Origin of the sequence: Pseudomonas sp. NBRC 111119 (assembly GCF_001320125.1) — a bacterium.
Lineage (GTDB): Bacteria > Pseudomonadota > Gammaproteobacteria > Pseudomonadales > Pseudomonadaceae > Aquipseudomonas > Aquipseudomonas parafulva.
The window spans coordinates 1-11,887 of record NZ_BCAV01000016.1 but is presented as its reverse complement, the minus strand read 5'-3'; the positions used below and the strand labels follow the sequence as shown (position 1 = coordinate 11,887).

Here is an 11,887-nt window from a genome sequence, read left to right as displayed (position 1 = left end):
GCTGGAGGGTGGTGCTATTTCTGCAGGTCGAAGGCCTCCCGCACAGCGCTGCTGATGCCCTCTACGCAAACCCGCAGAGTCAACTCGCCTTTTTCTCGGCTGGCGCCCTTGGGCGAGGAAAGCGTTCCGCAGGCGGGGGTGCGTTCAGGGATGATGGGGAAGACGTCGTAAGGTGGGAATTTTGCCGGTGGGTGGTCGACGGCGCGGCTCAGGTCGACCTTTTCAGGGTGCAGGGCCAGCATCAATGAAGTTTCGAAAACGCCACCGTGCTCGATGTCCCAACCGAGGAAACCTTCGGGGTAGAGCTCTTCGATGACCGCCGGCGCATTGACGAAGTCCCAGTAGGACAGAACCACCACCTTGAAGTCGGTGATACCGCCATAGCGCAGTTCGCGCAGCGCCAGGTCAATGCCTTCGACGATGAACATCGAGTTTTCATAATGGCCATTCATCAAGACCAGCTTGCGCGCCCCATGCCGGGCGAGCTCGCGGATGATGTCCTGGATGGTATGGGTCAGCGTTGCGCCATCCAGGCTGGTGGTGCCGGGGAAGTGGTTGCCGCCGCCGGACTTCTGCTGTGACTTGTAGCCGTAGGCCAAGGCGGGCAACACCAAACCGTCGACTTCTCGTGCTACCGCCTTGCACAGGGCGGTAGGCAATAGCACATCCACTTCCATGCACATGTGATGACCGTGCTGCTCCAAGGCGCCCACCGGCAAGAAAATCGTGCTGCCGGACGCTACCTTCTGTGCGTACTCAGGCCAGGTGAGTTCGCCAACCACTACGCTCTCGTTCATCGGTTATCTCTCTATGTTCTTGTATTCTTTGAAGTAGTCCGTTTGCAGCGAGCCAACACTTACAATGATTTGATCAGATCACAACGACATTCATTTGTCAGTTCCCGACCTGAATTTGACAAATTCTGACGGACCTGCGATTCAGGTGGGTCGGTCTGAGAGGGGGCGAATTTGACAAAATACAGGTCGGAAAAATACAACTTGCCCTAGTGGCAATCTGCTGCAATCGGTAATCACACAGGCGGTGAAAACCTTGGGAAAGCGGGGCGAAAGCTCGGCTGGGCCAAAGCACTTTTGATTACCGAGGGTATCTCCATGACGTATCGCGCCGATCTTTCACGCCGCACCTTTATCAAGAGCAGCAGCATTCTGGCCGGTGTCGCGGCGCTTTCCGGGGTACTGCCGAGCAGAACCTTTGCCGCGGCCGAAAAAGAACTGGTGATACTGGCGTGGGCAGGCCACGCCGCGCCCGACATCGTCGCGGATTTCGAGCGCGAGCATGGGGTCAAGGTGCGGGCCAAGTACTACACCGGCGGCGATAACATGCTGGGGCTCATTTCGCAGTCACCACCGGGCACCTTCGACCTGATCCTGTCGGATGCCGAGTATGTGCAACAACTCAACGCCGCCGACTATATCGAGCGACTGGACCCTGCCGATTATCCTTTCGATGACTTCTACCCAGAGTTTCAGCACTTTCCAGGGCACTGGCAGGGCGATGAATTGTACTCGGTCATGGTCCGCTTCGGCTTTCTCGGCATCGCCTTCAATACCCAGCTGCTGCCGGAGTCCAAGGCGAAAAGCTACCAAGTGTTCTGGGACGACAGCCTCAAGGGCAAGGTCGGTCACTTCGACTGGCACCTGCCGAACCTGGGGCAGATCAGCTTGCTCAATGGCAACAGGCTGCCCTACGACATCGACGCGGCGCACTGGAAGAGGCTCCAGGAGAAAACCATGAGCCTACGCGGGCAGGTGGCCGGGTTCTTCGATTATGGCAGTACCTTCTCCTCCCTGAAAAACGGCCAGATCCACGCGATGTGTGGCATTGGTGACTGGATTACCGGGGTCTTGCAGCGTGCCGGGGCACCGGTAAAAACAGTGATACCCGAGGAGGGCGGCCTGCAATGGACCGAGTCGTATTGCATCGCCAAGAAAGCCCGCAGCCCGGAACTTGCGAAGAAGTTCATTCAATACATCACCTCTCCTGAAGGCCAGGTGAAGTCGGCGAAGATGGAGGCTTACCCGGCGCTGATTCCCAACAAGCGCGGCTGGGAGTTGCTAAACACTACCGACCTTGCCGAAGCCAAACGCCAAGGCATGGTACTGGGCCAGCGCAATGTCATGGATGACATCCGCGAGGGGCGTATTCAGTATCGCGCGCTCCCCGTGCAGCAGAGCCTGGAGGACTGGAACGACTTCTGGTCGCAATACAAGGGCGCTTGATGGCGCTTACCGAGGAGCGGCGTAATGATTTCGAACAAGCTATCGCCCCCACTGCCCGCCAGTGAGGAGCCTGCACGCACGCGTGGGCAGTTCGGCAAGCGCACCTGGCGCCTGCCGGGGTATGGGCTGAGCCTGTCTCTGCCGATACTGGTCTGGCAACTGCTGTTTTTTGTAGCGCCCTTATTGTTTCTGCTGACCATCAGCTTTTGGCTGGTGCGCAACTTTCGCATGGTCCCTGCGTTCGAGTGGCTGAACTGGAAGTACCTGTTCAGCCGCGAGTACTTCTGGGATGCGTACTTGCACACCTGGGCGATGGCGGCGGGCGCCAGTGTGCTGATTAGTGCCGTGGCTTTTCCGTGCGCTTATACCATTGCCTTCAAGTTCCGCGAATCAACCCGGCAATGGTTGGTGCTGATGTTGATCACGCCATTTTTTACCAGTTACCTGGTGCGCACCTATTCCTGGCAAGTCTTTCTCAGTGACCAAGGGCTGCTCAATAGCGCCCTGGCGTTGCTGGGGGTTGGCCCGTTGCCCATGCTCAATACCACCTTTGGCAGCTATGTGGGTTACTTCACCCTGTGCCTGCCGCTGGTGGTGTTGCTGCAGTTGTTCAGCCTCATGTACATCGACCGCACGCTGATCGAAGCTGCGCACAACTTGCGCGCGGGCCGCTTGCGCACGGTATTTGGGGTAGTGCTACCGTCGACGCGGGTCGGCATCGTCATCGCCGCGCTGTTCTGTTTCATCATGACCTTCGGTGACTTTGTCAGCCCGCTGTATCTGGGGGGTGGCCAACCACCAACCTTGAGCACCTTGATTACCGACACGACCAAATCGGGGCAGCAATGGCCACGCGCTGCGGTTATTGCCACAACGATGATCGTGACTTTGCTGGCGACAGCGTTCCTGATGGTTCGCTACGCCTACAGGAGGCGCGCATGAACGAACATCGAGTCATCAATTTCATGCTGCGCAGCTTCGTAGTGCTGGTGTTCTTGTTCATCCTCACGCCAATCATTGGCAGCTTCGTGTTTTCCTTCGACGTCGACCGCTTTCCTTCCTTGCCCTTGGGTGGCTTCAGTTTGCGCTGGTACGAGGCGATTGCCGCCGACCCGCAAGTCTGGCAAGCCTTCAACAACAGCCTGGTGGTTGGTGTGGTGGTATCGCTGGTTTCCACGCTGTTGGGCTTCACTGCAGCCTACACCGACTTTCGTTATCACTTTTTTGGCAAGTCGGTGTACATGGCATTGGCACTGCTGCCACCGACCATTCCGGTAGTGATTCTGGGCCTGGCGATGCTCGCGTTCTTGTCGCGAATCGGCCTGTCCGGCGAGCTGTATGCCGTCATGATCTGCCACATCGTCATGTGCTCACCCTTCGCCATGGCGGTGATTCGCATGCGCCTGGCGCAGATGGAGCCGCAGCTGGAGGCCGCTGCCTGGAACCTGGGTGCCAGCCAATGGCAGGCCATGCGCTACGTGATCCTGCCGTTCACCGCCCCGAGCATTTTCGCCGCACTGTTCGTGACCATGGCCGTGTCGTTCGACGAGTTCGCGGTGGCCTGGTTCGTCTCGGGGCTTAACGAGACAGTCCCGGTACGCATCCTCAATACCTTGCAAGGGCAGGTCAGCCCGACCATCAATGCGATAGGCACGATCGTTTTCATGACCACGATTACGCTGACGATCGTTGCCCAGGTTTTGCTCATGCGCCGGCAGAAGAAACCGGCATACGGCAAAAACAGCTGAACATCCAATGCCGACGCAGGAGCTCGCCATGACTCAACCGTTAGTGGTATTCGATAACGTAGCCAAAAACTTTGGCAGTTACGTCGCTGTCGAACCGATGAACCTGGAAATCCACAAGGGCGAGTTCGTTGCGATCATGGGTTCCAGTGGCTGTGGTAAAACCACCACGCTGCGCATGCTTGCCGGGCTCGACAAGCCCAGCAGCGGCGAAATTCGCTTGAACGGCGAGCGCATCAACGACCTGTATTCCTGGCAAAGGGACACCCCACTGGTGTGGCAGAACCTGGCGCTGTTCCCCTTTCTGACCGTGCTTGAAAACGTTGAGTTCGGTTTGCGCATGCGCGGCATGGGCAAAGCCGAACGGCGCAAAAAAGCCCTGCAATGGCTAGAGCGCCTGGACTTGGGCGAGTTTGCCAAGCGTGATATCAGCATGCTTTCTGGCGGGCAACGGCAGCGGGTGGCGCTGGCGCGTTCACTGGTTACCGAGCCCCCGATACTGCTGCTGGACGAACCGCTCAGTGCCCTCGATGCGCACCTGAGCGTGCGCATGCAGGCGGTGTTGACTGGGTTGCAGAAGGACCTTGGCATCACCTTCGTCTATGTCACTCACAGCCAATCAGAAGCCTTCGCCATGGCTGACCGCGTGGTGATCATGAGCCGTGGCCGGGTCGAGCAGATTGGCACGCCCAAGGCTATTTTCTTCGAACCGCACAACCGTTTTGTCGCTGAGTTCGTCGGCGGCAAGAACATGTTTGACGGCGTCGTGCTTGGCCTCGACGACACCGGGCTGGTGCAACTGAACTCGGCGCATGGCCGCTTTCTGGCGCGCTTGCCCGAAGACCGACCTGTCGAGGTAGGTGAAGAGGTCACCCTGTGCATCAGTGCCGAGCATATCAACCTGGCCGTACAACCGACCAGCACCAGCCGCCTGGAGTGTACCGTGGTGGGAGAGGAGTTCATCGGTTCGATGGTCAACGTCTACCTGGAAACCGCCAACGGGCTGGAACTGCAAGTGCAGAGGCTGCACGCGGATTACGACTTGCTTGGGCTCAAGGGTGGGCAGACGGTGCATGCCGGGTGGGACGACGCGCGGGCGCTGATTTTACGTGGCAATTAGAGGTCGATATCTGACATCTCTGCAGGGGCGGTGGCGTGGACAATGGTAGATGTACCCACGCCCAGTTGACCCGAAGGAGGCAGTACATGCAGCAATTGACTGAAACCAGCGAAAACCTGGCCAGCGCCGTGCGTATTGGCTTCCTGCTGGCCGAAGGGTTCGATTTCTACGCCTTGGCCGCTGCGCTGGAACCCTTGCGCCAAGCCAACGACGTGGCCCGCTGCGTGGTCTGCGAATGGCAGATACTGAGCCTTCAGGGCCAGCCGCTGAAGGCCAACAATGGTATCGTGATGGCTACCGTACAACTAAGCCAGGCCAAGCCTCTGGATGTGCTGATTCTGTGCCTAGGCAGTGAGTTGCAGTTGTGTACCGATGACAGCGTGCGGGAGTCGCTGGCGCTGCTGACCAAACCTACTTGCCGCACGCTCGATGTGGGCGAATTGACCGAGCTGATCGGAATCGCCCGGTTGAGCCCGTAGCGCGTGCTCGCCCGCTACCAGAGATGAACCTGCCTCGAGCATTATCTTGATCCGCACCTGCAATGGGCGCGGCATTGCACGTTTCCTCTCCTTCATTTTACCTCATCGATAGCCTCTGCATCTGCTTTCTGCAGCGAGGCCTGAACGGCCGTTGCGGGCAATATTGTCCTTTCCAGAGCGGTATTTACAGCAAGGCGGATCTGATCATCTAGGGGTCGGATTCGCACAAAAAAGCCCCCCGTTTATCTGTTCGAATGATCTCCAGTGGCACCGACAACAGGGCCTCTCTACTGATCACCTACCAAGGACTGAAGACATGCAAATGCCGAAAACAATACAGATTCACAACGGCGAAAAAGTTAAGCCGACGTTCTCGCACCAGGAATACGCCAACCGTCAATCCAAGTTGCGCAGCTACCTGGCCCAGAACAATATCGATGCCGCCGTCTTCACGTCGTATCACAACATCAACTACTACAGCGATTTCCTGTATTGCTCGTTCGGCCGTCCTTATGCCCTAGTGGTGACTCAGGATGCCGTGGTGTCGATCAGTGCCAACATCGACGGTGGCCAGCCATGGCGACGTACCGTGGGCACCGAAAACATCATCTACACCGACTGGCAGCGCGATAACTATTTTGTCGCGATTCAACAAGCCTTGCCCAAGGCCGGACGTATCGGTATCGAGTTCGATCACCTCAACTTGGTCAACCGCGACAAATTGGCCAGCCGCTATCCGCAGGCCGAGCTGGTGGACGTTGCCGCGCCGTGCATGCGTATGCGCATGATCAAGTCGGCTGAAGAACACGCCATCATTCGTCACGGCGCCCGGGTTGCCGATATTGGTGGTGCTGCGGTGGTCGAGGCCTTGCGAGACCAGGTGCCTGAGTACGAAGTGGCGCTGCACGCCACCCAGGCCATGGTCCGTGAAATTGCCCGCACCTTCCCCGATGCCGAACTGATGGACACCTGGACCTGGTTCCAATCCGGTATCAACACCGATGGCGCGCACAACCCGGTCACCTCGCGCAAGGTCAACAAGGGCGACATTCTGAGCCTCAACTGCTTCCCGATGATCGCCGGTTACTACACCGCGCTGGAGCGCACACTGTTCCTCGACCATTGCTCCGATGAGCACCTGCGCCTGTGGGAGGTAAACGTCAAGGTCCACGAGGCCGGCCTGAAGCTGATCAAGCCTGGCATGCGCTGCAGCGATATCGCCCATCAGTTGAACGAGATTTTCCTCGAGCACGACCTGCTGCAATACCGCACCTTCGGTTACGGCCATTCGTTCGGCACCCTGAGCCATTACTACGGTCGTGAAGCGGGCCTTGAGCTGCGCGAAGACATCGACACCGTGCTGGAACCTGGCATGGTCGTGTCCATCGAGCCGATGATCATGCTGCCCGAAGGCCTGCCGGGTGCCGGTGGCTACCGCGAACATGACATTCTGATCGTCAACGAAAACGGCGCTGAAAACATCACCAAGTTCCCATACGGCCCGGAACACAACATCATCAAGAAGTAAGCGAGCACGCCGTACAGGAAACTGTGCGGCTTTTTTTATCTGCATGGCTTTGTCATTGCCCAAGGTTCAAGGAGGACACGCGTGGAGCACACAGCAGCGCACGCTCGCAATGAACAGGAGCTGCCGCAACCTGGCGCAATTGCCAAGGGCTCGCGGCTTTTTTATTTCGCCTGCAGCATTATTTTCGTAGCCTTCAACCTGCGCACTGCATACCCAAGCCTTGCGGCTGTGCTTGCCGATATATCAAGCAAATTGGGCCTGCCGCCTGCCGCCGCCAGTGCAATTACCACGCTGCCGGTACTCTGCCTGGGGTTGTTCGCGCCCGTGGCGCCCTGGCTTGCCCGCAAAATGGGCACAGAACGCACGATATTGGTATTGATGGCGGCGTTGTCCGTGGGACTATTGATACGTGGCGCTGGGAACGTCAGCGGCCTGGTGGTCGGTTCGATCGTTATCGGCAGTGCCATCGCCGTCATCAACGTATTGCTGCCTGGGCTTATCAAACGTGACTTCGCCAATATCACCGGGCTGATGGCCGGCCTCTACTCCATGGCGCTGTTGAGCGGTGCGGCGACTGCCGCAGGGTTCACCCTGGCGCTGCAAAGCACCTTGGGCGGTGGCTGGACAACGGCGTTGGCGCTGTGGTCAGTGCCCGCAGCGGCAGCCTGTGCCTGCTGGATTTTCCAACTGCCCAAGGGCAGGGCGCTGGCACCCAAGGCTGCGCCGCGCGTACTAGGGGTGTGGCGTTGCGCGCTAGCCTGGCAACTTACGCTGTTCATGGTGCTGCAGTCGATGTATTCGTTCACCGTGCTCGGCTGGTTGGCCCCGTTTCTGAATGGCCGGGGGATGACGCCGCTGCAGTCCAGCGTCGTCGTCTCCAGTTCGATCCTGCTGCAAATTGTCGCTTGCCTGCTCGGGCCGCTGATAGCCACACGCTTGCCGAATCAATCCTGGTTCAATGTGGTTGTGGTGGTGCTCACCACGGTCGGTTTCCTTGGATGCCTGTCCGCGCCGCTCGGCACTGTATGGCTATGGGCTGGGGTACAAGGCATCGGGCAGGGCGCCCTGACTTCCATCGCCATCACCATGATTGTGCTGCGCTCGGCAAATGCACAGGTCGCGGCAGAGCTTTCGAGCATGGTGCAAGGCGTCGGTTACGGCCTGGGCGCACTCGGGCCGCTGCTGGTCGGGGTACTTTACAGGCCGGCCATTGGCTATGCGCACATTGAGATATTTCTTAGCGTGGTAGGCGTAGCGATGCTGTATTTCGGGTATACCTCAGGTCGACACCGGCTCGTAGCCGCTCGCTAATAGCGCTATTTTGAAACTAACACCTAGTCATCGGGGCGCTGGGAACATGAAGCAATAGACGAAGCGGTACAGATCCGCTTGGCATATAATCCAGGAAAGATGGAGCTGCGCCGACACCGCTGAGGATTTCTTTCAGCCAGGTAATGGCATCCGTGCGCAGAGAGCCGACAGGCCGGACCGACGAGTGAGTGGGCGGCGAAATGCTCCAAGAGTGCGGGGGCTTCTTGATGGACGTACCGATCATAGTGTTTGCGGTGTGCAAACGGTACCTCGGCGCGATATCGGGCGCTGCGTAAAAGCATATTGTCGCTCTGGCTGACCCACAAAATGCTCGAAGAGGCCGATCCCATCCAGAACATGATTCGGTTCAACGAAGCGATTGACGAATCACTTGTAAAATCAATTACGGGGTATGGATCAGTTGTCACAGCGCACGCTGGAGTAACTTCCTGATCAATGATCTACTTGATCTGGCCCGTTGCAAGCTGGGAACAGGCATTCAGTTGACTTGCGGAAGGTGGAGTTGAACTCGATTTGCCGCGATATTGTTGCTGAGCTAAACACTGCGGTTTCGCAAGCGAAGATCTTTCTGAATAAACAGGTGCGAATCACCGGTCAATTCGACTCTGACCGCATATCTCAGTTGTTCACCAGCCTGATAAGTAATGCCCTGCTCTATGTTGATTCAACGGCCTCAATCAAGGTTACGGTGGGTAAGGTGTGGGATTCCACGGATCAGTGTTCGCAATTCGGGTGAGCCTGTCCCCCAGGCGCTATCATACATCTTCGAGCTGAAGCGGCGATACTCACACTATTCAGCCGAGAAAAGGGGATCTGTGGCGGGACTTGGTCCCGGACTATTCATTGTGTCGGGAAACGTCGCGAAAGATGGTGTCTGGATGGAGGTGGAGTTAACTGAAGAGGGGAACGACAGTCGAAGCGATTATACTCTCTTCATCCGGATTAGGCATTTATAACCTGGTGCTGCCACAGCTGCCACGGCATTTCCAGCTTCTTCGTAGGAGTAGTTTTGTGGGTTTTCCTGCCGACGGTCTAAATGAGAGCCGACAATCTCCTTGAGAGTTGAAATCTTACCACCCCGCGCTATGTTGTTAGACTAGAAAACTAAAATCGCAGGAGAGCGGCATGCGGATACGCGGTGAGGTTTTTTGGGCTTGGGCCGATCCAGCGCTTCATCACCGGAGTCATGACGAGGAGCTGAATGACGGTACCTCGATTGATGTCCAGGTCAGGCTTGCCCGAACTGGCCAGACGCAGATGTTCATTGGCGTGTATGCACACTGCGGGATGGCGCTTTATGAAGAGGTATTCTTATCTCGACCGGGCGAATCTATGACTCGGGCATTGGCTTGGGGAGTGGGGTGTGCAAGACGCCTTGCTGCCGATCAGAAATAAAATGTGAAGCATGTTGCATAGGCCTCCCGCGCCGCAGGTGGCCTTTACTCACGGACTTTAGCGACCACCATCTTCGTCGAATCCTGACTGCCTGCAGAGGATCCAGGCTATGTGAAAACACCTCGGGTACATCGAATAGGAAGAAATGTGGGCTTAGCGCTGATCGATCACACATATGCAGCTGAGCTATCCGGCCCCGCGGCAGCGGACCAAATAGTGTTGCCGTTGAACGAAAACTGACCCAGGTGTTCAACTGCTTCTGCTCACTTTAAGAGCAGGAAAGCTCCCGGTGATCAGTGAAATGATGGCGGGAAATTCGGCTGAAGCTGATGTACTTAATCGTGATCGGGCCCCGGTAGATAATCACATCTATGGCGCGTTTGGACGGGACTTTGAAACCGCTGATGGTCAGCGTCTCATGGTCGCTGCTATAACCGCATCACAGTGGCGCTCGCTCGTTGCATGCTGCGACCTTGAACTTCAGATTGTTCAGTTTGAGGCTCAGCATCGCCTTGATTTCAGTGATGAAATACAGCGCTATGAAGGAAGAAACGCTATCGTCGGCCTGCAGGAGCCCTGGTTCCGCAGTCGCTCATTAACAGTGTTGCAGAGCGGCTCGATCAGTTCCAAGTGTCATGGGGCAAGTATTCGAGTGTGAAGCAATTGCTCGATGACGATCCTCGCGTTGGGCTCCACAATCCTATATTCGAAACCCTCAACACTCAGGGCGTCGGTTGCCACATAAACGCTAAAATTGCAGCCAGATTTGAAGGGATTGCTCCAGGGCTTGGTTCGCCTGCTCCGTTGCTGGGTACTCATACCGATGAGGTACTGCACGATGTCCTAGGCCTGTCAGGAATCGAAATTGCGCGTCTGCATGATTCTGGTGTGATCGCCGGTGCGGACGCTGACCCATTAGCCCGAGCCTAAATCGCAGTAACCGTCTTCGCTTTGTTGGTCGCAAAGTAAGGGCCATTTTTTATTGGCCCTTTTTTTTACTTCGCACCTTTATCAGCCAGCTTGGTTCACTTGACGAGGCAGACGCAGGCGTAAGTGGAAGGTGCGATGTCCAGCAAGCGTCTAAGCCTCTCGCTGAAACTACCGAACGTGAAACCGAGTTCATCAACAAACGCGCTCACGATGGAGCCCACGAGCAAACGTGCTGAGGCATAGCCGAATGTATCGCGCCAAGCACTGCGGCGAGAGCAGGGGGCTTGCCTACCGCAGAGAATGAGTCCAGAATCAAGGCTATCTCTGTTTCAGGGATTGCTGAAAAGCCTTAATTTTCAACGGCTCGGAAGGCGGATGTGAGTCTCGTTTCCCGCTCCAAATATAGATCTGCAGGCTTTTGGGTTTGTGGGTTGAAGAAAAAAGACGCTTAGGCGTCTTTTTTTGTTTCTGGCTGGTGGTGGTCAGAAATGGTCAAGCTTTGCGATCTTGCCTAAGCGACGCACCAGTATGTCGCGCTAACGGGGCCTGCGGTTTCTCTTCCCCGTTCCTTCCTGTGGTCAACGGTCGATTGGCCCATGATATACATGATCCGCCTAGGCGCTTAGAGCGCCCGATGCTGCTCGCACGGGCACGCACAGCACTTCGAATTATTGTCGAATTGCCAAAGGGCTGCTTTGCGTAGAATGCAAAACATGGGGTGATTGTGGTCGACGGAACTCGTGGCCGATTCATCTGCGTGTGAGTACACCCAGATCGCTAGGTAGGCGGGCGTGCCCAGCCTAGCTCTGTTCGTCAACGCTGACCAAGTGGGAGACAGCCAAAGGACGGTAGTTTTGCGGAAGGGGCTTGAATGAGCAGCCGTGTCACGCCGCAAAGCAGGGAGCTGCTGTGCCCACGTGGATTGTCCGCTTTCGACCCAAAGCGGGCGGCCATTATCGACCGCTGAAAATAGATGAACCATGCAATGGCATCCGCAAGAGGGGCGGGCAATACGAAGCTCCAATGGCAACCGCCACACCCATGCGGAACCTCTCTATCCCGTGAGACGGTCGCCAGTCAGAAACGTCTGCGCAGAAGCGCCTACACGATGCGCGAGG

At 56.9% G+C, this 11,887-nt stretch carries 10 protein-coding genes; 9 read left to right on the top strand and 1 reads right to left on the bottom strand.

Annotated features, from left to right (window positions below):
* Positions 1 to 14 precede the first annotated feature (14 nt).
* A complete protein-coding gene (locus tag APH25_RS06425) occupies positions 15 to 797 on the bottom strand; it encodes a creatininase (RefSeq protein ID WP_012315116.1) in 783 nt (260 codons plus the stop codon).
* 315 nt (positions 798 to 1,112) lie between these two features.
* Here APH25_RS06425 and APH25_RS06420 point away from each other — a divergent pair, with 315 nt between their 5' ends.
* From APH25_RS06420 to APH25_RS06375, 9 genes are all read left to right on the top strand, one after another.
* A complete protein-coding gene (locus APH25_RS06420; RefSeq protein WP_012315115.1) occupies positions 1,113 to 2,240 on the top strand; it encodes a spermidine/putrescine ABC transporter substrate-binding protein in 1,128 nt (375 codons plus the stop codon).
* Between the two features lie 24 nt (positions 2,241 to 2,264).
* Positions 2,265 to 3,182, top strand: a complete 918-nt coding sequence (locus APH25_RS06415) for an ABC transporter permease (RefSeq protein WP_012315114.1) — start codon at positions 2,265 to 2,267, stop codon at positions 3,180 to 3,182.
* On the top strand, positions 3,179 to 3,988 hold the full coding sequence (locus APH25_RS06410) for an ABC transporter permease (protein WP_012315113.1): 810 nt from the start codon (positions 3,179 to 3,181) through the stop codon (positions 3,986 to 3,988). The genes APH25_RS06415 and APH25_RS06410 overlap by 4 nt, the downstream gene beginning before the upstream one ends.
* 28 nt (positions 3,989 to 4,016) lie before the next feature.
* Positions 4,017 to 5,105 carry an ABC transporter ATP-binding protein gene (locus APH25_RS06405; RefSeq protein ID WP_012315112.1) on the top strand — a complete coding sequence of 363 codons (1,089 nt, stop codon included), beginning with the start codon at positions 4,017 to 4,019 and terminating at the stop codon, positions 5,103 to 5,105.
* Between the two features lie 86 nt (positions 5,106 to 5,191).
* A complete protein-coding gene (locus APH25_RS06400; protein WP_012315111.1) occupies positions 5,192 to 5,584 on the top strand; it encodes a hypothetical protein in 393 nt (130 codons plus the stop codon).
* Positions 5,585 to 5,900: 316 nt separating this feature from the next.
* Positions 5,901 to 7,112, top strand: a complete 1,212-nt coding sequence (locus tag APH25_RS06395) for a M24 family metallopeptidase (protein WP_012315110.1) — start codon at positions 5,901 to 5,903, stop codon at positions 7,110 to 7,112.
* An 81-nt stretch (positions 7,113 to 7,193) separates the two neighbouring features.
* Positions 7,194 to 8,423, top strand: a complete 1,230-nt coding sequence (locus APH25_RS06390) for an MFS transporter (RefSeq protein ID WP_012315109.1) — start codon at positions 7,194 to 7,196, stop codon at positions 8,421 to 8,423.
* Between the two features lie 1,146 nt (positions 8,424 to 9,569).
* Positions 9,570 to 9,839, top strand: coding sequence for a hypothetical protein (locus APH25_RS25855; protein ID WP_012315107.1), 270 nt, complete (start codon positions 9,570 to 9,572; stop codon positions 9,837 to 9,839).
* Between the two features lie 289 nt (positions 9,840 to 10,128).
* Entirely contained in the window at positions 10,129 to 10,497 is a 369-nt protein-coding gene (locus tag APH25_RS06375) for a hypothetical protein (RefSeq protein ID WP_023047552.1), read from the top strand.
* Positions 10,498 to 11,887: the final 1,390 nt, after the last annotated feature.

Coding starts and splice junctions, on each gene's coding strand:
- APH25_RS06420 (WP_012315115.1), top strand. CDS start 1,113: ATGACGTATCGCGCCGATCTTTCACGCCGCACCTTTATCAAGAGCAGC.
- APH25_RS25855 (WP_012315107.1), top strand. CDS start 9,570: ATGCGGATACGCGGTGAGGTTTTTTGGGCTTGGGCCGATCCAGCGCTT.
- APH25_RS06405 (WP_012315112.1), top strand. CDS start 4,017: ATGACTCAACCGTTAGTGGTATTCGATAACGTAGCCAAAAACTTTGGC.
- APH25_RS06400 (WP_012315111.1), top strand. CDS start 5,192: ATGCAGCAATTGACTGAAACCAGCGAAAACCTGGCCAGCGCCGTGCGT.
- APH25_RS06410 (WP_012315113.1), top strand. CDS start 3,179: ATGAACGAACATCGAGTCATCAATTTCATGCTGCGCAGCTTCGTAGTG.
- APH25_RS06425 (WP_012315116.1), bottom strand. CDS start 797: ATGAACGAGAGCGTAGTGGTTGGCGAACTCACCTGGCCTGAGTACGCA.
- APH25_RS06395 (WP_012315110.1), top strand. CDS start 5,901: ATGCAAATGCCGAAAACAATACAGATTCACAACGGCGAAAAAGTTAAG.
- APH25_RS06415 (WP_012315114.1), top strand. CDS start 2,265: ATGATTTCGAACAAGCTATCGCCCCCACTGCCCGCCAGTGAGGAGCCT.